Annotated in this window: 29 protein-coding genes; 14 read left to right on the forward strand and 15 right to left on the reverse strand. The window is 65.4% G+C overall.

Annotation, left to right across the window (positions count from 1 at the left end; all coding sequences use genetic code 11):
- Positions 1-29: 29 nt before the first annotated feature.
- Positions 30-1046 carry a tryptophan--tRNA ligase gene (gene trpS / locus ACLIMP_RS01270; protein WP_054439443.1) on the forward strand — a complete coding sequence of 339 codons (1017 nt, stop codon included), beginning with the start codon at positions 30-32 and terminating at the stop codon, positions 1044-1046.
- 46 nt (positions 1047-1092) lie between these two features.
- Here trpS and ACLIMP_RS01275 read toward each other — a convergent pair whose 3' ends face one another.
- Positions 1093-1773: an MOSC domain-containing protein gene (locus ACLIMP_RS01275; protein WP_324697004.1), complete on the reverse strand. Its 681-nt coding sequence runs from the start codon at positions 1771-1773 to the stop codon at positions 1093-1095.
- Between the two features lie 203 nt (positions 1774-1976).
- On the opposite strand from ACLIMP_RS01275, the gene ACLIMP_RS01280 reads away from it, so the two are divergent.
- From ACLIMP_RS01280 to ACLIMP_RS01290, 3 genes are all read left to right on the forward strand, one after another.
- Complete coding sequence (locus ACLIMP_RS01280) at positions 1977-2648, forward strand: DUF4136 domain-containing protein (protein WP_185998544.1); 672 nt, start codon at positions 1977-1979, stop codon at positions 2646-2648.
- Positions 2649-2807: 159 nt separating this feature from the next.
- A complete protein-coding gene (locus tag ACLIMP_RS01285; RefSeq protein ID WP_443478003.1) occupies positions 2808-2975 on the forward strand; it encodes a hypothetical protein in 168 nt (55 codons plus the stop codon).
- 7 nt (positions 2976-2982) lie between these two features.
- Positions 2983-3159: a hypothetical protein gene (locus tag ACLIMP_RS01290; RefSeq protein WP_324697007.1), complete on the forward strand. Its 177-nt coding sequence runs from the start codon at positions 2983-2985 to the stop codon at positions 3157-3159.
- Positions 3160-3165: 6 nt separating this feature from the next.
- On the opposite strand, the gene dut is transcribed toward ACLIMP_RS01290, so the two are convergent.
- Genes dut through ACLIMP_RS01320 form a run of 6 tightly spaced genes read right to left on the reverse strand, consistent with a single transcriptional unit; the run spans position 3166 to position 9545 of the window.
- The gene (gene dut, locus ACLIMP_RS01295; RefSeq protein ID WP_324697009.1) at positions 3166-3636 is read right to left on the reverse strand and encodes a dUTP diphosphatase; all 471 of its coding nucleotides are present in this window, start codon (positions 3634-3636) and stop codon (positions 3166-3168) included.
- Positions 3620-5098: a bifunctional phosphopantothenoylcysteine decarboxylase/phosphopantothenate synthase gene (locus ACLIMP_RS01300; RefSeq protein WP_324697011.1), complete on the reverse strand. Its 1479-nt coding sequence runs from the start codon at positions 5096-5098 to the stop codon at positions 3620-3622. The genes dut and ACLIMP_RS01300 overlap by 17 nt, the downstream gene beginning before the upstream one ends.
- A 49-nt stretch (positions 5099-5147) precedes the next feature.
- Positions 5148-6341 (reverse strand): hypothetical protein, encoded by a 1194-nt coding sequence (locus tag ACLIMP_RS01305; protein ID WP_324697013.1) that lies wholly within the window; start codon positions 6339-6341, stop codon positions 5148-5150.
- A complete protein-coding gene (gene ubiB, locus ACLIMP_RS01310; RefSeq protein WP_324697016.1) occupies positions 6308-7873 on the reverse strand; it encodes a 2-polyprenylphenol 6-hydroxylase in 1566 nt (521 codons plus the stop codon). Before ubiB ends, ACLIMP_RS01305 begins: the two co-directional genes overlap by 34 nt.
- An 8-nt stretch (positions 7874-7881) precedes the next feature.
- Positions 7882-8613 (reverse strand): class I SAM-dependent methyltransferase, encoded by a 732-nt coding sequence (locus tag ACLIMP_RS01315; protein ID WP_054439431.1) that lies wholly within the window; start codon positions 8611-8613, stop codon positions 7882-7884.
- 50 nt (positions 8614-8663) lie between these two features.
- Positions 8664-9545, reverse strand: coding sequence for a DMT family transporter (locus ACLIMP_RS01320; RefSeq protein ID WP_443478004.1), 882 nt, complete (start codon positions 9543-9545; stop codon positions 8664-8666).
- A 153-nt stretch (positions 9546-9698) separates the two neighbouring features.
- On the opposite strand from ACLIMP_RS01320, the gene mutM reads away from it, so the two are divergent.
- From mutM to ACLIMP_RS01350, 6 genes are all read left to right on the forward strand, one after another.
- Entirely contained in the window at positions 9699-10511 is an 813-nt protein-coding gene (gene mutM, locus ACLIMP_RS01325; RefSeq protein WP_324697021.1) for a bifunctional DNA-formamidopyrimidine glycosylase/DNA-(apurinic or apyrimidinic site) lyase, read from the forward strand.
- Between the two features lie 134 nt (positions 10512-10645).
- Complete coding sequence (gene rpsT / locus ACLIMP_RS01330; RefSeq protein ID WP_054439428.1) at positions 10646-10909, forward strand: 30S ribosomal protein S20; 264 nt, start codon at positions 10646-10648, stop codon at positions 10907-10909.
- 768 nt (positions 10910-11677) lie between these two features.
- The gene (gene dnaA / locus ACLIMP_RS01335) at positions 11678-13111 is read left to right on the forward strand and encodes a chromosomal replication initiator protein DnaA (RefSeq protein ID WP_054439426.1); all 1434 of its coding nucleotides are present in this window, start codon (positions 11678-11680) and stop codon (positions 13109-13111) included.
- Positions 13112-13363: 252 nt separating this feature from the next.
- Complete coding sequence (locus tag ACLIMP_RS01340; protein ID WP_292635606.1) at positions 13364-14248, forward strand: GGDEF domain-containing protein; 885 nt, start codon at positions 13364-13366, stop codon at positions 14246-14248.
- 83 nt (positions 14249-14331) lie between these two features.
- Entirely contained in the window at positions 14332-14754 is a 423-nt protein-coding gene (locus ACLIMP_RS01345; RefSeq protein WP_324697025.1) for a DUF983 domain-containing protein, read from the forward strand.
- Positions 14751-15536, forward strand: coding sequence for a HesA/MoeB/ThiF family protein (locus tag ACLIMP_RS01350; RefSeq protein WP_324697027.1), 786 nt, complete (start codon positions 14751-14753; stop codon positions 15534-15536). Before ACLIMP_RS01345 ends, ACLIMP_RS01350 begins: the two co-directional genes overlap by 4 nt.
- On the opposite strand, the gene ACLIMP_RS01355 is transcribed toward ACLIMP_RS01350, so the two are convergent.
- Complete coding sequence (locus ACLIMP_RS01355) at positions 15515-15853, reverse strand: GFA family protein (protein WP_324697029.1); 339 nt, start codon at positions 15851-15853, stop codon at positions 15515-15517. The genes ACLIMP_RS01350 and ACLIMP_RS01355 overlap by 22 nt on opposite strands.
- Positions 15850-16551, reverse strand: coding sequence for an NAD-dependent deacylase (locus tag ACLIMP_RS01360; RefSeq protein WP_054439576.1), 702 nt, complete (start codon positions 16549-16551; stop codon positions 15850-15852). The genes ACLIMP_RS01355 and ACLIMP_RS01360 overlap by 4 nt, the downstream gene beginning before the upstream one ends.
- A gap of 36 nt (positions 16552-16587) precedes the next feature.
- Between ACLIMP_RS01360 and dapB the strand changes: the two genes are divergently transcribed.
- The 3 genes from dapB to ACLIMP_RS01375 are packed head-to-tail and all read left to right on the forward strand — an operon-like array spanning position 16588 to position 18388.
- Positions 16588-17316, forward strand: coding sequence for a 4-hydroxy-tetrahydrodipicolinate reductase (gene dapB, locus ACLIMP_RS01365; protein WP_324697031.1), 729 nt, complete (start codon positions 16588-16590; stop codon positions 17314-17316).
- Complete coding sequence (nth, locus tag ACLIMP_RS01370; protein WP_054439419.1) at positions 17313-17972, forward strand: endonuclease III; 660 nt, start codon at positions 17313-17315, stop codon at positions 17970-17972. Before dapB ends, nth begins: the two co-directional genes overlap by 4 nt.
- A gap of 14 nt (positions 17973-17986) precedes the next feature.
- The gene (locus tag ACLIMP_RS01375) at positions 17987-18388 is read left to right on the forward strand and encodes a hypothetical protein (RefSeq protein ID WP_054439574.1); all 402 of its coding nucleotides are present in this window, start codon (positions 17987-17989) and stop codon (positions 18386-18388) included.
- Positions 18389-18504: 116 nt separating this feature from the next.
- On the opposite strand, the gene ACLIMP_RS01380 is transcribed toward ACLIMP_RS01375, so the two are convergent.
- Positions 18505-19824, reverse strand: a complete 1320-nt coding sequence (locus ACLIMP_RS01380) for a dicarboxylate/amino acid:cation symporter (protein WP_185998531.1) — start codon at positions 19822-19824, stop codon at positions 18505-18507.
- An 82-nt stretch (positions 19825-19906) separates the two neighbouring features.
- Positions 19907-21037, reverse strand: a complete 1131-nt coding sequence (dapE, locus tag ACLIMP_RS01385; RefSeq protein ID WP_443478005.1) for a succinyl-diaminopimelate desuccinylase — start codon at positions 21035-21037, stop codon at positions 19907-19909.
- Positions 21038-21107: 70 nt separating this feature from the next.
- On the opposite strand from dapE, the gene ACLIMP_RS01390 reads away from it, so the two are divergent.
- Complete coding sequence (locus tag ACLIMP_RS01390; RefSeq protein WP_324697036.1) at positions 21108-21569, forward strand: cupin domain-containing protein; 462 nt, start codon at positions 21108-21110, stop codon at positions 21567-21569.
- Positions 21570-21573: 4 nt separating this feature from the next.
- Here the strand turns inward: ACLIMP_RS01390 and ACLIMP_RS01395 are convergent, their stop codons facing one another.
- The 4 genes from ACLIMP_RS01395 to yihA all read right to left on the reverse strand — a co-directional run bounded on the left by ACLIMP_RS01395 (position 21574) and on the right by yihA (position 25427).
- Positions 21574-22236: a glutathione S-transferase family protein gene (locus ACLIMP_RS01395; protein WP_324697038.1), complete on the reverse strand. Its 663-nt coding sequence runs from the start codon at positions 22234-22236 to the stop codon at positions 21574-21576.
- Between the two features lie 172 nt (positions 22237-22408).
- On the reverse strand, positions 22409-23410 hold the full coding sequence (locus ACLIMP_RS01400; protein ID WP_054439411.1) for an inorganic phosphate transporter: 1002 nt from the start codon (positions 23408-23410) through the stop codon (positions 22409-22411).
- Positions 23411-23426: 16 nt separating this feature from the next.
- Positions 23427-24563 carry a DUF47 family protein gene (locus ACLIMP_RS01405; RefSeq protein WP_082370457.1) on the reverse strand — a complete coding sequence of 379 codons (1137 nt, stop codon included), beginning with the start codon at positions 24561-24563 and terminating at the stop codon, positions 23427-23429.
- Positions 24564-24785: 222 nt separating this feature from the next.
- Positions 24786-25427 (reverse strand): ribosome biogenesis GTP-binding protein YihA/YsxC, encoded by a 642-nt coding sequence (gene yihA, locus ACLIMP_RS01410; protein WP_054439408.1) that lies wholly within the window; start codon positions 25425-25427, stop codon positions 24786-24788.

A 25427-nucleotide genomic window follows, 5' to 3' on the forward strand; every position in this document is an offset into this window, starting at 1 on the left:
GAAAACTCACAATCGCGAAGGACGCGTCCATGCGTATCGTCTCCGGCATCCAGCCAACCGGCAACCTGCATCTCGGCAACTATCTCGGTGCGATCCGCAATTGGGTGAAGATGCAGGACGATGTCGCCGCGCAGGGCGGTGACAGCCTCTATTTCCTGGCCGACCTCCACGCCATCTCGATGCCGCACGATCCGGCCACGCTTTCGGCCAACACGCGCGAGATGGTGGCCGCGCTGGTCGCCTGCGGCGTCGATCCCGATCGCTCGATCCTGTTCAACCAGACCCAGGTGCCCCAGCACGCCGAACTGCAATGGCTGCTCAACGGCACCGCCCGCATGGGCTGGCTGAACCGCATGACCCAGTGGAAGGACAAGGCCGGCAAGAACCGCGAAGGCGCCTCGGTCGCCCTGTTCACCTACCCGGTGCTCCAGGCCGCCGACGTGCTGCTCTACCAGGCCACTCACGTTCCCGTGGGCGAAGACCAGAAGCAGCACCTCGAACTCGCCCGCGACATCGCGCAGAAGTTCAACAACGACTTCGCGGCCGAGGACGCGCCGGTGTTCACCCTGCCCGAACCGATCATCCCGCCCGAAGCGGCACGTATCATGAGCCTGCGCGACGGTTCGTCGAAGATGAGCAAGTCGGACCCTTCGGACATGGCGCGCATCAACCTTACCGACGATGCCGACACGATCATGCAGAAGGTCAAGAAGGCCAAGACCGACCCCGAGCCGCTGCCTTCTGAGAAGGAAGGCCTCGAAGGCCGCGCCGAGGCCCGCAACCTCGTGGGCATCTATGCGGTGATGGCCGGCACCACGGTCGAGGCGGTTCTCTCGGACTTCGGCGGCGAGGGCTTCGGCAAGTTCAAGCCGGCGCTGGGCGAACTGCTGGTCGAGAAGCTGGCGCCGATCAACGCCCGCTTCGTCGAACTGCGCGGCGACCGGGACTCGCTGGACGCGATCCTGCGCAAGGGTTCGGAAAAGGCCCGCGCCCTGGCGGTGCCGACGCTGGAGAAGGCTTACGAGGCGCTCGGCCTGGTGCGCTGAGCGGCGAACATCATGCCGTCGTCCCGCATCGCGGACGACGGCATGTTCACGCGTCCAGTCCCAGCAACTTCGCCCGCCGCCGGATCCACGGCGCGGCAAGCGTGGCAACCTCGCCCAGCGCTTCCAGGCTTTCGCGATCCTTCTTGTGATCGCCCGCGATCAGCAGCCCGAACACGCGGCGTACCGTCCATTCGGGCCAGGGCCGCTCTTCCAGCACCATCCGGTCCCCGGCGGCAACCTCACCCTCTTCCAGCACCCGATAGTACCACCCGGCCCGGCGCGACCTCACCACCCCGGCGTTGACCGGCGCGCCGTCAAACCGATGGTCCAGCTTCCAGCACGGCTGGCGGCCCTGGCTGACTTCGACGAGCGCCGTGCCCAGCCGCCAGCGGTCGCCCACGCAGATCATGTCCTCGGTCAGCCCCTCGGTCGCGATATTCTCGCCGAACGCGCCGAAATCCGAAAGCAGCGGATGCGCCCCGATCGAGTCGCGCCAGAAGGCATAGTGATCGTGAGGATAGTGATGAATCGCCTTGTCCGGCCCGCCGTGAACGGAAAGATCGGCCTGCTCGTCACCCTCCAGCCCGAGCCGGTGGACCCTCACCGCACCGTCCGCAGGCACCTTGCCGATCGCGCTGGGCTCTTCAGGGCCGCGAAATGGCTGCACTTTTCCGCGCTGAACCGATAGAATCGCAAAGGATTCTGCTGCGAGGGAACTGGTCAACATCCTGGGGACTTCCTACATGACGAATCTGATCTCAGGCCATGACTCACGACTGAATGGCGCAGCCCCGCGGCAAACACTTCATCGCCGCCCTGCCTCCATTCAACCGCTATTCAGGGCATTGATATTAAGGCAGAGTCGCAAGGAATCACAGGCCACGCTTGGGAAGGGCGTTTCGGGCCTGTCAGGTTCGTGGAGTGAAACCGATGACAGATAATCCCGGAACCCATCTCGGAAGGCTGAGGCTCGCTGCCGTAGCCGTCCTGCTGATGGCCCTCGCCGCCTGCGCAACGCCCTTCAAGGCGGACGTTTCGCGCTTCCAGACCCAGCTTCCGGCGCCTGCCGGACAATCGTTCGTGGTCGTGGCCGACGATCCCAAGCTCGCGGGCGGGCTTGAATTCGCGACCTATTCCCGCCTCGTGGCGGACCGCATGCAGAAGCTGGGCTATGCTCCGGCTTCCGATCCTGCTTCGGCAACCCTTATCGTGCGCTTCGATTACGGCGTGGACAACGGCCGCGAACGCGTGCGCTCGACCATGGGCGCCGGCGGCGCATGGGGTCCGTGGTACGGCGGCGGCTTCTATGGCCGCGGCTTCTACGGCCGTGGAATGGGCTGGGGCGGGCCGTGGCGCTATGGCTGGTATGATCCGTTCTTCGACGGCGGCGTGGATTCCTACACCATCTACACCAGCGGCATCACCCTCAAGATCGACCGCGCGGTAGACAACCAGCGCCTCTTCGAAGGCAAGGCCGAAGCCGTGTCGACGTCCAACCGCCTGCAATATCTCGTCCCGAACCTGGTCGAATCGATGTTTACCGATTTCCCCGGCAACTCCGGCGAGACCGTGCGCATCACCGTAGCGCCCGAAAAGAAGTGAACTGACAGGCTCCCCCTGCAAAGAGGGAGGCACCGAGGGACGGGTCCGCTGAAATATTGCGGGCCCGTCCTTTCTTTATACCGGGGCGGCTCGTAATTGCCTCCAGGCGGTTGACCCGCGCAATCCCCACAAGGATGCCTGCCCCCGATGAACACCTTCATGGCCATCATGTCACAGCTCTTCTGGGGCGTGACCGTGGGCGCGCTCTCGGCGGCTTTCTCGGCCGTCGCGAAAGCTCTCGCGGCGCTCGTCGGGATCGGGGGCGTGGGCTGGTATTCGCTCAGGCGCCGCCGCGAGAAACGCGCCCGCATCGACCGCAAGGACTGAAGCCGTCATGCTCCATGACATACTCGCCGATCTGGCGGGCGGCGCCGTCGAAGGCGCGGCAGACCTCGCCTCCGACGAGATAAGGCGCCGATCCGGCTGGAAGGGCTGCCTCACCGTGGCTCTGGTCGCTCTCGGTGTCGTTCTGGTGCTGCTCTGGTGGCTTGGCGCCTTCCGGGCCGGCTGAGCCTCCTCAACTCCCCAGGGCAACAACTCCGCCGGTGGAACCGAAGCCGCCCTCGCCGCGCTCGGTCGCTTCCAGTTCATCCACCGTCAGCCATGCCGCCCGCGTGACCGGCGCGAGAACGAGCTGCGCCACGCGGTCTCCCCGCCGGATCTCGAATGCCTGCGCACCGTGGTTGATGAGGATGACCTTGAGTTCACCACGATAGTCGGAATCAATCGTGCCGGGCGAATTCGGCACCGAAATCCCGTGCTTGAGCGCAAGGCCGGAACGCGGCCGGACCTGAATCTCGAAGCCCGGCGGGATCGCCATCGCAAGGCCCGTGGCAACCGCATGGCGCCCGCCCGGAGCCAGCGTCACGTCCTCGGCCGAAACCACATCCATGCCCGCCGCACCGTCGGTGGCATAGGCGGGCAAGGCCAGCCCTTCGCCGTGGGGCAGGATCTTGACGGGAACCGGGACGTCATTGGGGGAGTGCATCGGCGAACCTTTCGACGAGGATGCGCGCGACATCCTCCTTGGGCATTTCCGGAAGGCTTATCACATCGTCGGCGCGCACGATGTGGACCGCATTGGCATCGCCGCCCATGACATCGCCCGACACGTCGTTGGCGATGATCCAGTCGGCACCCTTGCGTTTGCGCTTTTCGGTGGCGTAGCGAATGACATCCTGCGTTTCCGCGGCAAAGCCGATCACCAGCGGCGGCCGGTTCGGCCCGGTCGCGACAGTGGCAAGGATGTCGGGATTTTCGGTGAGCAGCAGCGCCGGCGGCGCCGAGCCGCGCTTCTTGAGCTTCTGGTCCGCACTGTGGGCGACCCGCCAGTCCGCCACCGCTGCGACCATCACCGCGATATCGGCGGGCAATGCATGCTTCACCGCCTCGGCCATCTGCAAGGCGCTTTCCACGTCGATGCGATCGACTCCGGCGGGCGTCGGCAGGTGCACCGGCCCGGCAACGAGCGTGACGCGCGCACCCGCCTCCGCCGCGGCGGCGGCAATGGCAAAACCCTGCTTCCCGGAAGAGCGATTGGCAATGTAGCGCACCGGATCGATCGGCTCCCAGGTGGGGCCGGCGGTGATGAGAACGTGCTTTCCGGTCAGCGGGCCGGGAGCCGGCGAAGACGGGGCAGCCTGCTCGTCCAGCGCATCGGGATCAGTCGCGGGTGCGGCGCGCGCCTCGCCCTTGCGGGCGGCCAGAGCGGCTTCTTCGGGCGTGAAGCCAAGATCCTCGTGGCCGAAGGTGATCGCCTGCCTTGCGCCGGAACGCCCCCGCGAGATCATCCCGCCGGTAAGGCCGCCGAGGCGGTTCCCTTCGGCGTCATCCTCCGGTTCCGGCGTACCGAATTGCGGCTGCCACGCGGAAAAATCCGCACCGGGCAGCGGTGCCACTTCGACGGGGCCAAGGCCGAGCGCCCAGGCGATCCGCTGCCAGATCGCAAGCGGGTCCGGCAGACGGCCGGGGCCATATTCGCCGCAGGCCATGGTGCCTTCGTCGGGCTCCATCACGTCCACCCCGGCATCGCGCAGGACTTGCACGTTGCGGGTCGTGGCGGCGTGCTGCCACATCCGCACGTTCATGGCCGGGACCGCCATGACCGGCTTGTCGGTGGCAAGGAGCATCGTCGTCGCCAGATCGTCGGCAATGCCGGCCGCCATCCTTGCCATGAGGTCCGCCGTTGCCGGACAGACGACCACGAGGTCCGCTTCGCGGCTGAGCTGGATATGGCCCATCTCGGCCTCGTTCCTGAGATCCCAGAGCGTCGTGTAGACCGGTTTCTCGGACAGCGCGGCAAGCGCCATCGGGGTGACGAAGTGCGCCCCGCCCTCGGTGAGGACGCAGGTCACTTCGCCGCCTTCCTTGCGGATGTGCCGAACGAGTTCGCAGGATTTGTAGGCCGCGATACCGCCGCCGACGACCAGAAGGATACGGGGTCCACTCATGCCCCGGGCTTTTGCAACAGGGCGCGGAAGCGCGCAATCGGTTTGCGGTCTAAGCCGGGGATTGCACGCCTTTCGCCGCCCCGGCGAGATCGCGCAAAGCCGACGGCGCGAAGACGATTCCGGCGAAAAGGGTCGGCGCGATCATCGCGCCCCAGTAGAAGTTGTCCCAGCGCCCTGCCATCATGAACGCCGCGGCATAGCCTGCACTCAGGAGAAAGCCGAACAGCCCGGCGCGGCTGTTCCAGCCGAGCCAGCCGAAAGTCATGAGCACCACCGCCGGCCCCGCCAGCCAGTGCGGCAGCCAGCGCAAGTTGCTGGACTGCACGATATTGCCGAGCCAGCCGGAAAGGCCCCGAAACACCAGCCAGGGGGCGCTATGCGGGTCGCCAGGCAGAACGTCGCGCGCGACGAGCGAGAGATGCCAGGCAAGCCCCGCTGCGAACAGAACGATGAGCGCGCTCCATGCGCCGGCCTCGCGCCAATTACGCTGCCACAGCGCCGTAGCCGCCATGAGCAGCACGAAAGGCAGGCTGTGTTCGCGGATGGCCAGGGCGAGCGCCGCAGCAAGGAATGCAGCGATCCAGCGCCCTCCCCGCCCATCCTCGCCGATACGGTGCAGGCCGAAGGACAGTGCGATCAACCCGCCCGCCCAGAGCTCGTGAAGTGCGAAGTAAGGCCGGTTGAGAGCCAGCGAGGCCCCCACGAATACCAGCGCCGCGCCGATCCGCCGGAGGCGCGGCGCTTCGCCTGCCAGCTTGCGCCACCATACCGCGACGATGCCGAGCATGAGCGCGATGGCAGCCGCGATCTGGCCACCGTCGCCCAGCATGGCGTCCAGATAGGCCAGCGTCGGCAGGCGCACCGCAAGGCCGGGATTGACCGGATATCGGTGACGGCGCTGCTCGGGAACGATGAAGTCGTAGTAATGCTCACCCTTGGCGATGCGCGCGATCACGGCTTCGTAAAGGGCGATATCGGCGTTGTAGGGCTCAGCTTCGGCAACACCGGCAGCATGGCCCTGCAAGGACGTAGCGGGGCCCTCGACCGGCCCTTCCCACGGCGACCGAGTGCCCGCCTTGCCCACGGGGACCAGCGCGGAAGCCACGATCAGCGCCGCCAGCACGGCCAGCACAAGACGCGCGCCCCAAGGCGAGATGTGGCCGAGACGACCTGCCGGAGCCGGCGCGGCAAGCGCCGTGCCCGCAGCGTTCAGCTCATCAATGTCCAGTACGTCAGCCCCCATGCCGCGGCGCCCCCAAGCAATGCGGCCAGACCATAGCGGGTCCACTGGTTACTTTCGGGTTTACGCCCCCGGCCCCGTTCCCAGATAAGGTCGACTTCGGGCAAGGGCGCCTGCTCGGGAGCGCCACCCTTTGGCGGGAACTTCTCCTCGATCCGCCGCACCAGCGCGGGCAGGCGGAACAGCGTGCCGAGATCTTCGCGCAGACGGTCGGCAATGATCGCCTCGGGGCCAAGCTCGTCGCGCAGCCAGTTCTTCACGAAAGGCGCCGAGACATCCCACATGTTGATGTCGGGATCGAGCGCCGTCGCCAGACCCTCGACCATGACCATGGTCTTCTGCAGGAGCAGGAGGTGCGGCTGGACCGCCATGTCGAAATCGCGGGTGATCGCGAAGAGCCCGTCGAGCATCTGGCCGACAGAAAGCTCGGACACCGGCTTGCCGCGCATCGGCTCGCCCACTGCACGCAGTGCCGTCGCGAACTCCTCCACGGTGTGGTAGCTCGGGACGTACTGCGCCTCGAAATGGATCTCGGCGACGCGGCGATAGTTGCCGGTGGTAAGGCCGTAGAGGATTTCCGCCAGCCAGAGCCGCGCCTGCCGGTTGATCCGGCCCATGATGCCGAAATCGATGGCAACGATGGTGCCATCCGCCTCCACGAACAGGTTGCCCTGGTGCATGTCGGCATGAAAGAATCCGGAGGAGATCGCCTGCGTCAGGAAGGTGTTCACCAGCTTGTGCGCCAGGCGGGGCAGGTTGTGCCCTGCCGCCTTGAGCCCGGCGATATCGCTCATCTTGGTGGCGCCGATCCACTCGACGGTGAGGACCTGCCCATTGGTACGGTCCCAGTCGATATGCGGAACGCGGTAACCGGCGATGCCCTTCATCGCATCGGACAGCTCCGAAGCGGAAGCCGCTTCGCGCCGCAGGTCCAGCTCGCGCAGGGTCCAGCGCTTGAGATTGGCAACGACTGCGCGCGGACGCAGGCGCGATGCTTCCCCGCCAAGCGCTTCGAGGTGCGCGGCCGCCCACTCATAAGTCTCTACATCGCGCGCGAACTGTTCGCGAATGCCCGGGCGCAGCACCTTGACGGCCACGTTGCGGCCATCGGGCGTCACCGCCCGGTGGACCTGCGCGATCGACGCGGCGCCCACCGGCTCTTCCTCGATCGAGACGAAGATGCCGTCCAGCGTCCGGCCGAAACTGCCTTCGATCGCATGACGGATTTCGGAGAAAGGAACCGGCGGCAGGCTGTCCTGCAAGGTCAGAAGGTTGCGCGCGGGGCCTTCGCCGACGAGGTCGGGCCGGGTCGCCAGCGCCTGGCCGAGCTTGATCGCCGCCGGGCCGATCTCCTGGAAGGCGCCGGCATAGTCCGGCTCCGCAGGCTGGCGCGTGCCCAGCCGCGCGATCCGGCACAGGCGCTTGACCTGGGCCGGCGCGTTACGGTCGTTCTCGATCCCGCGCAGCGCTCCGTGGCGCGCGAGGACACGGCCCCACTTGAGGAGCCGCAGGATATAGGTCGCCGAACTTGTCACGTGAAGGACTAAACTTTCCAGCCCGAATGAATCGCGACGAGGCCGCCCATGATCGGCTCGACCTTGGTGTGCTTGAAACCGGCATTGCGAATCATCCGCTCGAACTCCGGCATCGGCGGGAAGCGGCGGATCGATTCGATCAGGTAGCGGTAAGATTCGGCGTCACCGGCGATAGCCTGCCCGATCCTGGGCACCAGACGGTGCGAATAGGCGTCGTAGACTTCCTTGAAGCCCGGCCATTCGGTGGTCGAGAATTCGAGGCAGAAGAACCGGCCGCCATACTTGAGCACGCGATTCGCCTCGGCCAGCGCCTTGTCGATATGCGTCACGTTGCGGATGCCGAAAGCGATCGTGTAGGCGTCGAAGAAGCGATCGCCGAACGACAGTTCCTCCGCGTTCTGGCGTGACCAGACCAGGCCATCGATACCGCGTTCGATCGCACGCTCGATACCGACGTCCAGCATGTCCTGATTGATGTCGGAAACCGTGACCGAGGCGCCGTGCGCGGCCATGCGGAAGGCGATGTCGCCCGTGCCGCCGGCCATGTCGAGGATCTGCTCGCCCTCGCGCGGCTTCACCCGGCGCACGAACTTGTCCTTCCAGAGCCGGTGCATGCCCACGGACATGGCATCGTTCATCACGTCGTACTTGCGTGCAACGCTGGAGAAGACGGCGCCGACGCGCCCTTCCTTCTCCTCGGGGCTGACCTCTTCGTAGCCGAAGGAAACCGTTTCGCTCATGGCGCTGTCCTCTAGCCTCCCGGCCGCGCCTGCGCCACCCGGTGATTTGGTTATTTTGCCCGCCGCATGGCAAGCGCGGAAACCACGATCCCGCCGAGAATCAGCGCCATCCCCGCCAGATGGTAGCCATGCAGCGGCTCACCGAGCAGAAGCGACGAAAGCAGTGCTCCGAACAAAGGCATCAGCGTGATCGCCTGCCCTGCCCGCGCCGCGCCGAGTTCGTGAGTCGCACGGTTGTAGATGAAGTAGGCCAGCACCGAGGGGAACACCCCGATATAGGCATAGGCGGCAAGGATTTTCGGGCTCCATGCCACCGTCTGCCCCTGCAGGGCCTCCAAAGCCGCCAGCGGCGCCATCGCCAAAGCCCCGAGGCCAAAGGTCAGCAGGAGAAGACTGGCGGCCGAAATCGGCGGCCGCTTCCTGAGGAACACCGTATAGAGCGACCATGCCGCAACGGCGCAGAAGATCAGGACGTCGCCGGCGCCCAGCCGCAACTGCATCAAGGCCGCCGGATCGCCGCGAAACACGATCGAAACGACGCCCAGCGTGGAAACCAGCACGCCCATGACGTGCAGCCGCCCCGGCCGCCCCCCGAAGATCGCGAAGTCCAGCACCATGACGACTGCGGGAATCGCCGCCTGCAGCAGCAGCGCATTGGCCGCGGTGGTGTAGTGCAGCCCTTTATAGAGGAACCCGTTGAAGCACACGACGCCCAGGAACCCGAGCGCCAGTACCCAGCGCCATCCGGCCAGAGCCTGCGCCCGCTCTTTCCAGAGCTGCCGTGCCGAGAAAGGCAGCAGGACCATCACCGCGATCAGCCATCGGCCGAGCGCGAGCGTGAAGGGCGGAACATCCGCGCGCACGGCCCGTCCAACGATCGAATTGCCGGCCCAGAACAGCATGACCAGCCCCAGCATGAGAAATGCACGCATCTGCGGCCGGTTGTTTTCCATGCCGCTGCCTTAGCCACCGCCTCGCAGCCTGACGAGACGGGTAGCGTCCCAATTCTTGATTATCGGATGGAGGATCGCTTTTCGCTGCGGTTCCTTCCCTTGCCGGGACACAGCACCTATCTCTGCGCGGCGATGCCAGAACTTCCAGAAGTAGAAACCACCGTCCGCGGCCTTGCCCGATACCTGGAGGGTGAGCGGATAGCCCGCGTCACGCTGAACCGGCCGGACCTGCGCCGCCCGTTTCCGCCCGAGCTGGTGCAGGTGCTCACCGGCGCCCGGGTCACGACGATGGGCCGGCGGGCCAAGTATGGCCTCATCCATACCGACCGCGACCAGACCATGGTGTTTCACCTGGGCATGTCGGGCCGCTGGCGAATCGAGCCGGAAAAGCCCGAAAAGCATGACCACCTCGTGATCGAGACCGGCTCGGGCCACGTGCTTGCACTGAACGACGCCCGGCGATTCGGCTCGGTCGACCTCGTTGAGACCGGCGCGCTCGATTCGTGGGGACCTTTCGCGGCGCTCGGGCCGGAGCCTCTCGGCGAAGGCCTGAACGCCGCGCACCTGAAGTCCGCACTCGCCGGACGAATCGCCCCGATCAAGCAGATGCTGCTCGACCAGTCGGTGGTGGCAGGTCTCGGCAACATCTATGTCTGCGAGGCCCTGTTCCGGGCCGGCATCCGTCCCGACAGGGAAGCCGGGCTGGTAACGCTTCCCGCCCTGCGCAAACTGGTCCCCGCAATCCGGGACGTGCTGTCCGAATCGATCGCGGCGGGAGGCTCGACGATCCGCGACTATGCGCAGCCGAACGGCGAACTGGGATATTTTGCTACCGCCTGGCAGGTTTATGGGCGAGAGGGGCAGGACTGTGCCTGCGGCGAGCAGGTCCGGCGATTCGTACAGGGCGGACGCAGCACCTTCTGGTGCTCGAAATGCCAGAAATAGGCCGTTTCCTGCGGCCCTCACGGGTTGACGGAACAGCGCTCCACCGCTAAGGGGCGCGCTTTCCGGCGAGTCCGCTCGCCAAATCAGATTCGATCAGGCAATTGGGCCGCCCGGCGGCCAGACAGAGGAACGACATGGCCAATACGCCGCAAGCCCGCAAGCGCATCCGCCGTAATGAGCGCCGCGCGGAGATCAATACGAACCGCATCAGCCGCATCCGCACCTTCATCAAGAAGGTCGAATCGGCCATCGCCGGCGGCGACAAGGGTGCTGCTTCGGAAGCTCTCAAGGAAGCCCAGCCCGAACTGGCTCGCGGCGTTGCTCGCGGCGTGCTTCACAAGAACACCGCTTCGCGCAAGCTTTCGCGCCTCACCAAGCGCGTCGCCGCGCTCGGCTGATCTTTCCCGGTAGGCACGCCTCCAGGGCGCGCCTGACCGTGCGGCACCGGCCCGCGCTGCCATCTGAACTTCCGTCATCACGGCGGGAAATCAGATAGCAGCGCGGGCCGAGCCTTTTTCAGCCTGCCGAAAGGTCGCAGGACGCGCGCCCGGCGCGATTCTCCCGAGACCGATTCTGAGTCGCCTCGCGCGATTCGCACCCCCAGCGGCAAGGCTCGCCATCACGCCTGAGTACGGAACGGGAACGGTGCCGGAGAGTCATTCTCCGGTTCCGCGAGCGCGTTCGCGCGCCCCTTGAACGCACCTTCAGGCAAACTCGCGGAAATGTTGCGATTCGCACAGATCGCTTCCGGACCCACGCACCATCTATATGATTTTAAACGATAAATCATTTCATGACGGAAATTGGGCACTCAAGGCGAGTCAACAGCCATAATTTTTTTTATTTGGGGAGTGCCGTATTGCACCGCGGCCAAACCCGTTTCTAAAAGGGTCCTCGGCCGTAGCGGAACTGGCCGGGGAACATCGACAGCGACGAAACACCTGCTGCAGGCATGCACCTGCAGTTGAGGGACGTTTTGTCCGCGAACGCATGGAAGCCAGCTCCGCCAAGGTTATTAATTTTCGCGGCCCACAGTGGGGCCACATTTCGGGGTAGCTGCCAACAAAGGGGAGTTGGTCCAGGTGTCAGGTTCAACAGTGGGTCGGTCTCCGGCAGGTCAAGGCGCAAACGGCGTGAACAAGAAATCGAAGGCGGTACGAGTGGCGATGGAAGAGGATCAGGAAGCCGTAAATCTGGCGGCAGACTGGGCTGACATCAGCCAGGGCCTGCGCAAGGATCTCGGCCAGCAGGCGCACAGCCAGTGGATCAAGCCGATCCAGCCGGGCAACTACTGCAAGGAAACGGGTACCCTCGATCTGTACCTGCCGACCGAGTTCTCGGCGAACTGGGTGGCGGATCGTTTCGCGGACCGTCTCTCGCTGGCCTGGAAGATCGCCCGTCCCGACGTGCGCCACGTCCGCATCCTCGTTCACCCCGGCCGTCGCCAGCTGCCCGAACTGCGTCTCGGCAGCGGCGGCCGCCCGAGCAGCGCCCCGGCGAACGATTCGGCACAGGGCACCGCCGATTCGATGGCAGCCGTGCTTCAGGGCGAAGCCTTCGCCGCGCTTGGCCAGGGTCCGGCCGGGATCGACGCCTCGCAGACCTTCACCTCGTTCGTGACCGGCCAGAGCAACGTGCTCGCCTGCAATGCCGCACAGCGCATGTCGGCCACCGAAACGCCGCAGTTCTCGCCGCTCTACCTCAAGGGCGCGACGGGTCAGGGCAAGACGCACCTTCTTCACGCGATCGGCCATGCCTATCTCGCGAATCATCCGCACGCCCGGATCTTCTACTGCTCGGCCGAGCGCTTCATGGTCGAGTTCGTCCAGGCGCTGCGCCAGAACCAGATGATCGAGTTCAAGTCGCGCCTGCGCGGCTTCGACCTTCTGCTGGTGGACGATATCCAGTTCATCATCGGCAAGGCATCGGCGCAGGAAGAACTGCTCTACACGATCGATGCGCTGCTTCAGGAAGGCAAGCGCCTGGTCTTCGCCGCCGACCGTGCGCCGCAGGCGCTCGACGGCGTGGAACCTCGCCTGCTCTCGCGTCTGTCGATGGGCCTCGTCGCCGATATCCAGCCGGCCGACATCGAACTGCGCCGTTCGATTCTCGAAAACCGACTCGGCCGCTTTGCTTCTGTGGACGTGCCTTCGGACGTGATCGAGTTCCTGGCGCGCACCATCAATCGCAACGTGCGTGAACTGGTCGGCGGCTTGAACAAGCTGATCGCCTATGCCCAGCTCACCGGACAGGCCGTCTCGCTCCAGCTGGCAGAAGAACAGCTTACCGACATCCTCTCGGCCAATCGCCGCCGCATCACGATCGACGAGATCCAGCGCACGGTCTGCCAGTTCTACCGGATCGACCGGACAGAGATGAGCTCCAAGCGCCGCGCCCGCGCCGTCGTGCGCCCGCGCCAGGTGGCCATGTACCTCGCCAAGGTGCTGACCCCGCGCTCCTATCCGGAAATCGGCCGCAAGTTCGGCGGCCGCGATCACTCCACGGTAATCCATGCCGTGCGCCTGATCGAGGAACTGCGCAGCCGCGACGCCGACATGGACGGCGACGTGCGTTCGCTTCTGCGCCAGCTCGAATCCTGAGGTTTTCGGAGCTTTCCTCCGAAAACCCACAGCCTTCACACAGACTTGTCCACAAGCCTGCACTGCAGGCTAACGACATGGAAAGAGCCCGAAAGACGCGCCGGTCGAGCGCGTTTTTCGGGCTCTTTTCTTATCCGGGCGAAGCACCCGAGAAGCCTCGGAACCCCTTCCGGCAACATCGCGGATACCGAAGAGTGTAAAATTTTAACCATTGAATAAGCGAGATGCGCTAGCCTGCTGGAAACCGGGCCCATGCCCGCTGGCGAAGAAGAGGCATTCTCCATGCGCTTCTATCAGGCGACGACATTCGTGTTTCCCCGGCGCTATGAATGGCGAATCCTCCTCGCCTGCCTTGGCGCGGCAGGCCTGCCCTTGGTGGCCGCCGCCGGCTTCCAGGCCGTGACCGGCATCTGGCGCACGGACCTGCTGGGCTTCATGGCCGCAGCAACCGCGATCGGCGCGATCATCGCGCTATCCGTCATCCATGCCCTGCTCGCCCCGATCCGCGAGGCAACCGCGATGCTGCGCGCAGCGCAGGCCGGAGAGCATGTCGGCCCGGTGCCGACCGGAGGCGACGACCTTGCCGGCCGGCTTCTCCACGGCGTGGCCCTTGCCGTCCAGCAATCGGCGGCACGGACCGAGCCGAGACTCGAGACCGCCGAACGAGACGCGCTGACGGGGCTGCGCAACCGCTTCGGCTTCCTCGATTCGGCGGAACGCGTGCTCATCGACGGTGGCAACGCCGTGCTCGCGCTGATCGATATCGACCGTTTTGCGACCATCAACGACCGGTTCGGCCGCGCCACCGGCGATTCGCTGCTGCGCGAGGTCGCGCGCCGACTGGAGCACGGCGTCCGCCGCTCCGATCTGCCCAGCCGCAGGAACGGCGGCGAATTCGCCATTCTCTTTCCCGATACCATGCTGGACGAGGCTCGATTGGTGATGGAACGCCTTCAGGCCAGCATCGCGCTCGACCCCACGCTTCGGGGGGACGAATGGCCGGTCACTCTCTCCTGCGGGCTCGCCCCGGTCCGCAGCTTTGCGCAGCTCGAAGACGCCACCCGGATCGCGGGCAATGCGCTCATGGCCGCCAGGAATGGCGGGCGCAACAATGTGCGGATTTCGCGAAACGAATGACGCCCGGCGGCAGCGAACGCTGTTCGCCCGGCCGGTATTCCGCTCCCTTGCCCCGCGCGCCTTCGATGCTGTAGGCCCCGGGCATGACTCCCGCCCTCCCCGCCAGCTATTCGCAAGCCGCGCTACGCGGCATTCGCTGCCGCTGTCCGCGCTGCGGCGAGGGCAGGTTGTTCCGCAAGTGGTTGAAACCGCTAGATCGCTGCGCCCTGTGCACGCTGGACCTCACGCCCCAGCGCTCGGACGACTTTCCGGCATATATCGCGATGATCGTGACCGGGCACCTGATGGCCCCGCTTATCATCGCCTTGTCCAAGGACTTTCACCTGGGCCCGGCCGCTATGTTCGCGATCCTGATCCCGCTTGCGGTGGCGATGATGATCGGCATGCTCCAGCCTGCCAAGGGCGCGGTCATCGCCACGCAGTGGTGGTTCGGAATGCACGGCTTCCGCAAGGAACGCATTCCCGAACGCGAGGCCCCCACTTCCGAAGATACAGGCGCCCCATGATCCTTTCTCCCGAACGACTGCAGCGCTTCGCCCGCCATATCGTGCTGCCCGAAGTCGGCGGTGCAGGCCAGGTTGCACTGGCCGAAGCTCATGTGGTGCTTGTCGGCTGCGGCGGGATCGGCAGTCCTGCCCTTCAGTATCTCGCCGCAGCCGGCATAGGACGGCTGACGCTGATCGACGACGACACGGTGGACGTCAGCAATCTGCAACGCCAGACGGTTTATTCGCCATCGGATATCGGCAAGCCCAAGGCGGAAGCGGCGGCCGAATGGGTGCGGCGCTTTGATCTTGGCCTTGAGATCCTGCCGTGCGTTACGCGTCTCGGGGGTGACAACGCTGCAGGGATTCTCTCCGGCGCGAGCGTGGTACTGGACGGGTGTGACAACTTCGCGACTCGGCTGCTGGTGTCGGATACCTGTGTCGAATTGGGCATTCCGCTGACGAGTGCGGCAGTCGGCCGCTTCCAGGGACAAGTCGCCAATTTCGCCGGACACCGGACCGACCAGGCCTGCTATCGGTGCTTCGTGGGTGACGCCTTCGACGCCCAGGACTGCGACACTTGCGCAGCGGACGGGGTGCTGGGAGCAATGGTCGGCATGGTCGGCACTTTCGCGGCGATGCATGCCATGCGCGTGCTGCTCGCCGGCAAGGCCGCGCTGGGCGATCCGCAGTTCGGCACGCTCCACCTGATCGACGGCATGGCCCCGTCGATGCGCGCGCTCAGGATCGCCAAGGATCCCGGCTGCCGCGCCTGCGGTGTTCAGGCACTCGCGCCGTCGTGATGATAGACCGATAACCGCGCGAGCAGTTCGGGGGCAAACAGCCGCATGTTCACGCCCATGCGGTCCTTTGCAAGGTCAACCGGGCTCCAGTGCGTGGTGCAGCCGCATTGCGGGCAGTGCCAGAAGGTCAACACTTCCTCCCCCCTCCGATAGCCGGTGAGCGCTCCCTCGATCCGCACTTTCGAAAGGCTGTGATAGGACCACAGGGCTCCCAGCCGGCGGCAGACCGAGCAATTGCAGTCGCAAACGTCATGCGGATCGCCCGTGAGCTCCACAGTGACCGCGCCGCAGTGACAGCTGCCGCGAAGAAGGCTCATGCCGCAAGCATCTCATCGACCCATGCCGCCACCAGCTCGGTTGCGGGGCCATGGCGCGCCTCGTCGAACCAGAGCGTCCCTTGCGAGGGCTCCAGGTTCAGTTCGAGGGTCGCCGCGCCGAATTCGCGGGCGTTGCGCACGAAACCGGCGGCCGGATAGACCGCGCCGGAAGTGCCGATCGAGACGAACAGGTCCGCCCGCTCCAGCGCTTCGAATATCTCCTCCATGCGGTAGGGCATCTCGCCGAACCAGACGATGTCGGGCCGGAGCGCCGCCTCGCCGCATTCCGGGCACTGCGGGCGATCGATCAGCGGGCCCCTCCAGGGCGAACGCAGGTCGCAGGCCGTGCACCATGCGTTGAGATGCTCTCCATGCATGTGCAGCACCCGCCGCGCGCCCGCCCGCTCGTGAAGATCGTCGACATTCTGGGTGACGATCAGCAGTTCGCCCTCCCACTCCCGGTCCAGCTTCGCCAAAGCGAGGTGAGCGGCATTGGGCGCCTTGGTCTGGATCGCTTCGCGCCGCATGTCATAGAAGCGCAGGACAAGATCGGGATCACGCGCGAAGGCCTCGGGCGTCGCCACATCCTCCACCCTGTGCTGCTCCCACAGCCCTCCTCCGTCACGAAAGGTATCGATGCCGCTTTCGGCCGAAACGCCTGCTCCGGTAAGGATGACGATGTTGCGGATGTCCTTCATCCCGGCCATGAGACCAGCCTTCAACGGAGACGGCAAGTGGCACGAATCGGAATTATCGGCAGCGAAGGACGCATGGGACGCGCAATCGCGGAGGCTATCGCCGCTGCAGGCGAGGAAGTTGCGGGCGGGATCGACCGCGATGGCGACGTGACAGCGCTGGCCGCCAAATCCGACGTGCTGATCGATTTTTCCAGCCCCGGCGCGCTTGAGGGCAACCTCGATGCCGCCATGGCTGCCGGCAAGCCGATCGTCATCGGCACCACCGGCCTTGAAGAACGCCATCACTGGCTGGTCGACACCGCCGCCGAAACGATCCCCGTGCTCCAGACCGGCAATACCTCGCTCGGCGTCACCCTGCTCGCTCATCTCGTGCGCGAAGCCGCGAGCCGCCTTGGCGAGGACTGGGATATCGAGATCGTCGAGACTCACCACCGCATGAAGGTCGACGCCCCCTCCGGCACCGCACTGCTGCTTGGCGAGGCGGCAGCCAAGGGCCGCGAAGTCAGCCTGCCCGAGGCGGCCGTGCGTGGCCGCGACGGCATAACCGGCAAGCGCGAGAGCGGGACCATCGGCTTCGCGGCGCTGCGCGGCGGCACCGTTGCGGGCGATCACACCGTACATTTCCTGGCCGACAGCGAGCGCCTGTCGTTCTCGCACCTCGCCGAAAACCGCACGATCTTCGCGCGTGGAGCGGTCAAGGCGGCACAGTGGCTGCTCGGCAGGAAAGCAGGCCGCTATACCATGCCCGAGGTGCTGGACCTTTGAACAAGGCCGAGATTTTCGAATTCTTCCGCCGTCTCGCCGAGCTTAATCCCTCGCCCGAGACGGAGCTGGAATTCGGCAACAACTACCAGCTTCTCGTCGCCGTGGTGCTTTCAGCGCAGTCGACCGACGTCGGCGTCAACAAGGCGACGCGCGCACTGTTCCGCGAGGTGAAGACCCCGGCGCAAATGGTCGAGCTGGGCGAGGAAGGTCTGAAACAGCATATCAAGACGATCGGGCTGTTCAATTCCAAGGCCAAAAACGTCATCGCGCTCTCCGAAATCCTCGTCGATCGCTATGACGGCGAAGTGCCGGAAGACCGCGATGCGCTGGTCGAACTGCCCGGCGTGGGTCGCAAGACCGCCAACGTGGTCATGAACTGCGCCTTCGGGGCCGAGACCTTTGCGGTCGACACGCATATCTTCCGCGTCGGCAACCGTACGGGGATTGCCAAGGGCAAGACCCCGCTGGCAGTCGAAAAGCAGCTCGAAAAGCGCGTGCCGCAGCCTTTCCGGGTGGGATCGCACCACTGGATGATCCTGCACGGCCGCTACATCTGCAAGGCGCGCACGCCCGAGTGCTGGCGTTGCCCGGTGATTGACTTGTGCGACTACAAGGACAAGGTTCTGGAGAAGGGAGCCGCTCGCAAGGCTGCCTGATCGGGAGGATGTCCATGCTCCGCCGTCACATCGCCTTCGTGCCCTTCGCCCCTGCCGTGCTTCTCGCCAGCGCCTGCTCCCAGCAGGAGGCAAAGCCGCCACCACCTGCAAGCCCCGCCGCGCAGGCAATCGGCGCTGCGCAGGACTGCCTGCCGCTGGCGCAGTTCTCGAACACGCGCATCCGCGACGACTGGACGATCGATTTCATCGGCGGCGCTGGAAACCGGGTCTGGCGGGTAACGCTGCCGAACCGCTGCTCTGGGCTGAAATCCGCCGACAGCTTTACATACGCGACCTCGCTTTCGCAGCTCTGCCGGAACGATATCATCTATCCGCTCAACCGCGTGGGGAACGGTTTCCAGCGCGGCGGCGGCTGCGGACTGGCGCCGTTCACGCCCGTAAAGCTGGAGCAATAAGCGGGAGATTCCCGGCCGCTTCGAATAGAAGCGCGCGCAGTTACGGCGTGCGCTCCTTGCCGCGCGGCCTGGCATTATTGGGGCGCAGGGAAGCGTTGCTCCCCTGCGCTATCGCTTCAGGCCTCGTACTGCTCGGGATCGACGTTCAGCCCTCTGCGGCCGTCCGAAGAAGTCCGGGTCGGTGCGTGAGGCATTTCCTCGTCCGGATCGACCAGCGGCTGGAGCATGCCCTCGCTGCGGGTGATGACAGCTGTCGCCACCGCATTTCCCACGACGTTCGTCGCCGAGCGGCCCATGTCGAGGAAGGTGTCGATGCCGAGCAGCAGCGCGATGCCTTCCACCGGCAGGCCGAACTGCGTCAGCGTTGCCGCGATTACCACGAGGCTGGCGCGCGGCACGCCGGCGATGCCCTTCGAACTGACCATCAGAGTCAGCAGCATCAGGATCTGCGTGCCGATGGGAACGTGGATGCCATAGGCCTGCGCGATGAAGATCGACGCGAAGCTCATATAGATCATCGAGCCGTCGAGATTGAAGCTGTAGCCCAGCGGCAGGATGAAGCCCGAGATGCGGCGCGGCACGCCGAAACGGTCAAGCTGCTCGAACAGCTTCGGCAGGCTGGCTTCGGAGGATGCGGTTGAGAACGAGAGCAGCAGCGGCTCGCGGATGTAGCGGAACAGGGTGACGATCCGCCCGCGCAGGAAGATCCCGCCCACGAGGAACAGCAGCAGCCAGAGCAGAAGCATTGCGAAGTAGAATTCGCTGACAAGCACGCCGTAAGTAACGATGATGCCAAGCCCGCGCACCGCGATCACGCTGGCAAGCGCGCCGAACACCGCGAAAGGCGCAAAGCGCATCACATAGTCGGTGACCTGCAGCATCAGTTCGGACAGTGCCTCGCTCACCTTGACGATGATCGCGCCGCGTTCGCCGATCGCGGTGAGCCCGACCCCGACGAAGAGCGAGAAGACGAGGATTTGCAGGATGTTGTTTTCCGCCATCGCATCGACGGCGCTGCTCGGGAAGATTTCGAGGATGAAATGGCGAAGCGTCAGTTCGCCCATTTCCAGCTTGCCGAGATCGGACGCCGTGGTGAGGCCGGCGCCGACACCCGGCTTGAACAGGTTCACCAGCACCAGACCGAGACCGAGCGAGATCAGGCTGGCGGTTATGAACCAGCCCAGCGCCTTGCCGCCGATGCGGCCGAGCGCCGCGCTGTCGCCCATGCCGGAAATGCCCGTGACGATCGTCGCGAAGACCAGCGGCGCGATGATCATCTTGATGAGCTTCAGGAAGACGTCGGGCAGCAGCTTGAAATAGTCGGCCCATTCCGCAAGCCGCGGATCGTCCGCCGGCAGGCTCGCGTGCAGTACCCAGCCCACGGCGATGCCCAGCACCATGCCGATAATGATATAAAGCGTCAGGCGCCTGCCCATTCCCACCTCGCAACAAAATTGCTGGCGACACTAACAGCGTGACCCGGCGGGTCAACGCCGGGCCGGACAGTTTCCGTCAGGTTCAGGGCCTCGCGAGCGCCGCCTCGGTCACGCGGCGATAGATGCGCACGAGCATGTCGAGATCGGGGATCGCCACCGCTTCATCGCGCTTGTGCATCGTCGCGTTCGACAGGCCGAACTCGATCACCGGCGAAAGGTCCTTGAGGAAGCGGGCGTCCGAAGTTCCGCCGCTGGTGGAAAGCTCCGGCTCCACCCCGGTCTCGGCGCGGATCGCTTCCGCCAGCATGGCGGAGAACGCGCCGGGCTCGGTAAGGAACGCCTCGCCCGAAATCACCGGGCGCGCGGTCCCGCCGTGGCGCTCGGCAATCTCGGTGACGCGGCGCGACAGGCTTTCGCCGGTGTGCAGGTCGTTGAAGCGGATCGAGATGCGCGCCGAGGCCCGGGCCGGAATCACATTGGTGGCCGGATTGCCGACAGTGAGGTCGGTCACTTCAAGATTGCTGGCCTGGAACCAGTCGGTCCCTTCGTCCAGCACGATGGCGTCGAGTTCGGACAGCATCGCCACCAGCCCGGTGATCGGATTGTTGGCCAGATGCGGATAGGCGACGTGGCCCTGCACGCCTTCCACCTCAAGCCAGATGTTGACCGAGCCGCGACGGCCGATCTTCATCATGTCGCCCAGGCGGTGCACCGAAGTAGGCTCTCCGACGAGGCAGAGGTCAGGGATTTCGCCCACTTCGCGCATGTGATCGATCAGGGCGAGCGTACCGAAGCGCGCCGGGCCTTCCTCGTCGCCGGTGATGACGAAGCTGATCGTACCCGCTTCCGCCGGGATCTGCGCGGCGGCGGCAACCATGCAGGCGATGGAGCCCTTCATGTCCACCGCACCGCGGCCGTAAAGCAGCTCGCCGCGCACTTCCGGCGCGAAGGGAGCGCTGCTCCAGCCATCGCCCGGAGGCACAACGTCGAGGTGGCCGGCGAAGGCGAAGTGGCGCGAACCCACGGGGCCCTTGCGGATCGCGAAAAGGTTCTCGACCGGGCCGTCTGGTGCCTTACCCGCGAGGAAGCGATGGACCGCGAAGCCGAGCGGGGCGAGCTGGCTTTCCAGGCAATCGAACACCGCGCCGGTTGCGGGCGTGACGCTGGGGCAGGCAAGCAGGGCTTCGGCGAGCGCGAGTACGGGTTCGGTCATGGCCCGGGCCATTGCACAGGAGCGCGCCCAAGACCATAGCCGAAGCACAGCGTTTCGCGGGAGAGCGACCATGCCCAAACTGGATATCGAAGCCATCCCACCCTCGAACGGCACCGGCTACCCGGCGCCTTTCGATACGGCGGTCGAGGGTCGCTGGTGGCGCCGCCTCGCACCCGTGGGCGGGTTGACCGAAATGGGCGCCAGCCATGTCGTGCTGAAGCCCGGAGCATGGTCCAGCCAGCGCCACTGGCACGAGGGCGAGGACGAATTGCTGGTGATGCTCTCGGGTGAGGCGGTACTGGTCGAGGATGACAGCCGCACCGTGCTGCGCCCCGGCGACATATGCGCCTGGGCCAGGGGCGTGCGGCTAGGCCATCACCTGCGCAACGAAAGCGATGCCGACTGCGTGTTCATCGCGGTCAGCGCAGGCCGGGACGCGGGCGGTTCCTATCCCGACATCGACATGATGTGGAACGAGCAGGGCTACCTCCACAAGGACGGCACTCCCTACCCCGCCAGACGCCTGCGATAGCGTGCTACTGGACCGGGGTCTCGTATTGCTCGATGACCCAGTCCTCGGCCTCGGCGGCGTTGATCCACTGCTGCATCCACTCGTGCTCCCACATGGCCTGCATATAGGCCTGCGCGAAGCCGGGAACGCCGACGCCGTAAGTGAGGAAGCGGCTGACCACCGGCGCGTAGATCACGTCTGCCGCGCTGAAGGTGCCGAACAGGAACGGCCCGCCCTTGCCGAAACGGGCACGCGCTTCCGCCCAGAGCGTGAGGATGCGCACGACATCCGCGCGGACATCCTCACCCAGCGACACGCCCTGGACACGGGTGCGGATGTTCATCGGACAGGCGCGGCGCAGCGCCATGTAGCTGGAGTGCATCTCGGCCACCATCGAACGGGCCATCGCGCGCGCGGCATCGTCCTTCGGCCAGAAACGGTCACGGCCGACCTTGTCCGCCAGATAATCAATGATGGCGAGACTGTCCCACACCACCGCTTCGCCGTCCCAGAGAATCGGCACCTTGCCGTGGCTCGGTGCGAGATCGTCGGAACTGCGCTTGGCTTCCCAGTCGTCGCCGAACAGCGGGACCGTGATTTCTTCGAAGGCAAGGCCCGACTGCTTGCAGGCCAGCCAGCCGCGGAGCGACCAGCTCGAATAGTTCTTGTTGCCGATAATAAGCTTCACTGCGCAGTTCCCCGTAGGCTGACCAAGGGAACTATCGGTTCAGCCTGGCAAAGTCGAGGATGAACGCCGTAGCAACGTGTCGCAGGAGGGGAAGGAGGAAAGCAGGAGAGAAACGCCCCCCTGCTCCGCCATGACTGCCAAGGTCAGGCATTCACCGATCCGCTGCGTGCCTTTAGAAAAGGCGCGTGAGATAGAAGAACAGCGCGCCCACGACCGCGCTCGCCGGGATGGTCACGAACCATGCGACGATGACGCGGCTTGCCACCGACCAGCGCACCGCGCTGGCGCGGCGGGCGGCGCCGGTGCCCACGACGGCGCCGGTAATGGCGTGCGTGGTCGAGACAGGAATGCCCATGGCGCTGGCCCCGAAGACCACGATCGAGCCGGCCGTGGAGGCGCAGAAGCCCGAGTGATGGTTGAGCTTGGTGAGCTTCGAGCCCATCGTCTTGATGATCTTCCACCCGCCCGAGAGCGTGCCGATCGAGATCGCCGTGTAGCAGGCGAGCACGACCCATTCGGGCACATGGAAGCCGCCTTCGAGGTGCCCGGTGGAATAGAGCAGCACCGCGATGATGCCCATGGTCTTCTGCGCGTCGTTGCCGCCGTGGCTGATCGAGTAGGCCGCCGAGGAGAACAGATGCAGCGTCTTGAAGACGCCGTTGGACGCACGCGGGGTGGAGCCCTTGAACAGCCACGAGGTCAGCAGCATCATGCCCATCGCCAGGATGAAGCCCAGCACCGGCGAGGCGACGATGGCGATCACCGTCTTCACGGTGCCTTCCGATTCGACGACACCCGGCCCGGCCGCCGCGATGCCGGCGCCCAGCAGGCCGCCGATCAGCGCATGGCTGGAGGACGAGGGGATGCCCTTGATCCAGGTCAGCACGTTCCAGAACATCGCGCCCACGAGCGCGCCGAACACCACAGCAGGCGTCACCGCGTCCTTGTCGATGATGCCCTTGCCCACCGTCTCGGCGACGTGGAGGCCCATGATCCAGTAGGCGGCGAAATTGCCGAATGCGGCGAACAGCACGGCCACGACCGGCGAGAGCAGGCGCGTGGCCACCACGGTCGCAATGGCGTTGGCAGCGTCATGCAGCCCGTTCAGGAAGTCGAAGGCGAGCGCCAGCGCGACGAGGCCGAACAGCAGCGGCAGGGCGAGGGTATGCTCCATGTCGAGTGTCCGCCGGTCAGGCGTGATCGATCACGAGACCGTCGATCTCGTTCGCGACGTCCTCGAAACGGTCGACCACGCGTTCGAGGCGCTTGAACATTTCCTGGCGCACGATGAAGTGCAGAGCGTCTTTTCCGCTATCCGCCTTGAACACGCGCTTGAGGCCGGCGGCATGGATCTCGTCGGCATGGCCTTCCATGCGCACGAGGCGCTCGGTCAGTTCATGCAGGCGATGGCCATTGTCGGCGATCTTGCGCAGCAGCGGCATGATCTCGGCCGTGAGGCGCGCGGCGTCGACGATGATCGCCGCCATGTCGATCATTTCCGGCTCGAACTCGGCCACTTCGTAAAGGTTCACGGCAGTCGCCACCTGCTGCATCTCGTCGATGGCATCGTCCATCGTCGTGATGAGGCTGGTGATCGACGAACGATCGAACGGCGTCAGGAAGGTGCGGCGCACCGTCTGGAGCACTTCGCGGGTGATATTGTCCGCGTCATGCTCGCGTTCCTCGATCTCGCGAATGTGCTGTCCGCGACCCGGACCGCCCTGCGCGAGTCGCGCCAGCGCATCCGCGCCGGCAACCAGCGTGGCAGCCTGCTGCTCGAACAGCTCGAAGAAATTGCCCTGCTGCGGAAGCAGCTTCTGGAACCAGGCAAACATCGTATTGACCCCTGTCTTTTCGGCCATCCTGTCGGCCACCGCGCCGAGCAGGCGCGCGGGACTGGCGGCGGCGCGGAACTCGCGCGCGCCGAACGAACGGATCAGCGCGCGAAGATCCTCTTCGTCGACCGCCTTAGCGGCGTCGGACAGAGAGAACCAGCGCCGTTCGCGCTGATGTTGTTCGTCCCAGGTATCGAGTTCCTCGGTTACCGAGAACGGGAAGACGTCAACGTCCGCCCAGACCGACGCGCCCGAGGCGCGCTGCTTGCGATAGCGATACGACCCCAGCGGAACCGGACAGGCCGCGCCGAGCACGCCCGCCTCTTCCTCTGCCTCCGCTGCAGCAGCGGCGTGAGGGAGCAGGCCCTTCATCAACCCGCCCTTGGGAATTACCCAGCGGCGGGTGCTGCGCGACGTGATCAGCAGGATCTGGATAGGCGCATCCACGGCAGGGCCGACGGTACGATAGGGAAGAACGGCGATCTGGCGCATGGCGAGACTCCTTTCTTCTCATTGGTGCGACCGAGCGCCTCTAGGGGAACTGCGTCCGTCACGCAATCGTCACATTCGCAGTTTTGCCGGCAAGACGTTCTTCGCGGCGAGGATGATCGCGAATTACGAACGCAGCGTTACAGGTTTCGCATCCCTGAAAAGCAATCGGCGCGCCAACCGCGGGTGCGGGGCGCGCCGGAAAGCTGTTGAAGGACGGGAGTATCAGGTCAGCGAATCGCCGAAGACCGCACCGCGCAGTTCAGCAATGCCAAGCCCCTTTTCCGACGACGTGATGTGCACTTCCGGATAGGCCGCCGGATGCTTGCGCGCTTCAGCCACGGTTTCCGCGTGGACCTTTTCCAGTTCGCTTGCCTTGATCTTGTCCGACTTGGTCAGGACGATGCGGTAGCCGACAGCGGCTTCGTCCAGCATCTTCATCATCTCGGCATCCACGGTCTTCACGCCGTGACGGGCATCGACCAGCAGCAGCGTGCGCTTCAGCACGACGCGGCCACGCAGATAATCCCGTACCAGGCGCCGCCACGTCTCGACGACGGCGGGCGGAGCCTTGGCGAAGCCGTAACCCGGCATGTCGACGAGGCGGAACTGCATCGGCTCCCCCACCTCGAAGAAGTTGAGTTCCTGCGTGCGGCCCGGCGTCACCGAAGTGCGCGCGATCGACTTGCGGCCGGTCAGCGCATTGAGCAGCGACGACTTGCCGACGTTCGAGCGACCGCAGAAGGCGATCTCCGGAGCGTCGGGGTCTGGCAGGAACTTGAGCGCAGGCGCGCTCTTCAGGAACGTCACCGGTCCTGAAAAGAGCTTGCGCGCCTGTTCGATCAGTTCTGCCTGTTCTTCGTTCAT

The organism is Novosphingobium aeonii, assembly GCF_052279045.1.
Classification (GTDB): Bacteria; Pseudomonadota; Alphaproteobacteria; order Sphingomonadales; family Sphingomonadaceae; genus Novosphingobium.

Excerpts from the sequence above, each read along its gene's own strand:
- ACLIMP_RS01305 (WP_324697013.1), bottom strand. The coding sequence starts at position 6,341 with ATGGGGGCTGACGTACTGGACATTGATGAGCTGAACGCTGCGGGCACG.
- dnaA (WP_054439426.1), top strand. The coding sequence starts at position 11,678 with ATGGAAGAGGATCAGGAAGCCGTAAATCTGGCGGCAGACTGGGCTGAC.
- ACLIMP_RS01360 (WP_054439576.1), bottom strand. The coding sequence starts at position 16,551 with ATGAAGGACATCCGCAACATCGTCATCCTTACCGGAGCAGGCGTTTCG.
- ACLIMP_RS01320 (WP_443478004.1), bottom strand. The coding sequence starts at position 9,545 with ATGCGTGCATTTCTCATGCTGGGGCTGGTCATGCTGTTCTGGGCCGGC.
- ACLIMP_RS01300 (WP_324697011.1), bottom strand. The coding sequence starts at position 5,098 with ATGAGTGGACCCCGTATCCTTCTGGTCGTCGGCGGCGGTATCGCGGCC.
- dut (WP_324697009.1), bottom strand. The coding sequence starts at position 3,636 with ATGCACTCCCCCAATGACGTCCCGGTTCCCGTCAAGATCCTGCCCCAC.
- ACLIMP_RS01280 (WP_185998544.1), top strand. The coding sequence starts at position 1,977 with ATGACAGATAATCCCGGAACCCATCTCGGAAGGCTGAGGCTCGCTGCC.
- ACLIMP_RS01345 (WP_324697025.1), top strand. The coding sequence starts at position 14,332 with ATGACTCCCGCCCTCCCCGCCAGCTATTCGCAAGCCGCGCTACGCGGC.
- rpsT (WP_054439428.1), top strand. The coding sequence starts at position 10,646 with ATGGCCAATACGCCGCAAGCCCGCAAGCGCATCCGCCGTAATGAGCGC.
- ACLIMP_RS01390 (WP_324697036.1), top strand. The coding sequence starts at position 21,108 with ATGCCCAAACTGGATATCGAAGCCATCCCACCCTCGAACGGCACCGGC.
- ACLIMP_RS01340 (WP_292635606.1), top strand. The coding sequence starts at position 13,364 with ATGCCCGCTGGCGAAGAAGAGGCATTCTCCATGCGCTTCTATCAGGCG.
- ACLIMP_RS01355 (WP_324697029.1), bottom strand. The coding sequence starts at position 15,853 with ATGAGCCTTCTTCGCGGCAGCTGTCACTGCGGCGCGGTCACTGTGGAG.
- yihA (WP_054439408.1), bottom strand. The coding sequence starts at position 25,427 with ATGAACGAAGAACAGGCAGAACTGATCGAACAGGCGCGCAAGCTCTTT.
- ACLIMP_RS01285 (WP_443478003.1), top strand. The coding sequence starts at position 2,808 with ATGGCCATCATGTCACAGCTCTTCTGGGGCGTGACCGTGGGCGCGCTC.
- ACLIMP_RS01400 (WP_054439411.1), bottom strand. The coding sequence starts at position 23,410 with ATGGAGCATACCCTCGCCCTGCCGCTGCTGTTCGGCCTCGTCGCGCTG.
- mutM (WP_324697021.1), top strand. The coding sequence starts at position 9,699 with ATGCCAGAACTTCCAGAAGTAGAAACCACCGTCCGCGGCCTTGCCCGA.
- dapE (WP_443478005.1), bottom strand. The coding sequence starts at position 21,037 with ATGACCGAACCCGTACTCGCGCTCGCCGAAGCCCTGCTTGCCTGCCCC.
- trpS (WP_054439443.1), top strand. The coding sequence starts at position 30 with ATGCGTATCGTCTCCGGCATCCAGCCAACCGGCAACCTGCATCTCGGC.
- ACLIMP_RS01315 (WP_054439431.1), bottom strand. The coding sequence starts at position 8,613 with ATGAGCGAAACGGTTTCCTTCGGCTACGAAGAGGTCAGCCCCGAGGAG.
- ACLIMP_RS01405 (WP_082370457.1), bottom strand. The coding sequence starts at position 24,563 with ATGCGCCAGATCGCCGTTCTTCCCTATCGTACCGTCGGCCCTGCCGTG.
- ACLIMP_RS01350 (WP_324697027.1), top strand. The coding sequence starts at position 14,751 with ATGATCCTTTCTCCCGAACGACTGCAGCGCTTCGCCCGCCATATCGTG.
- ACLIMP_RS01380 (WP_185998531.1), bottom strand. The coding sequence starts at position 19,824 with ATGGGCAGGCGCCTGACGCTTTATATCATTATCGGCATGGTGCTGGGC.
- ACLIMP_RS01375 (WP_054439574.1), top strand. The coding sequence starts at position 17,987 with ATGCTCCGCCGTCACATCGCCTTCGTGCCCTTCGCCCCTGCCGTGCTT.
- ACLIMP_RS01275 (WP_324697004.1), bottom strand. The coding sequence starts at position 1,773 with ATGTTGACCAGTTCCCTCGCAGCAGAATCCTTTGCGATTCTATCGGTT.
- ACLIMP_RS01290 (WP_324697007.1), top strand. The coding sequence starts at position 2,983 with ATGCTCCATGACATACTCGCCGATCTGGCGGGCGGCGCCGTCGAAGGC.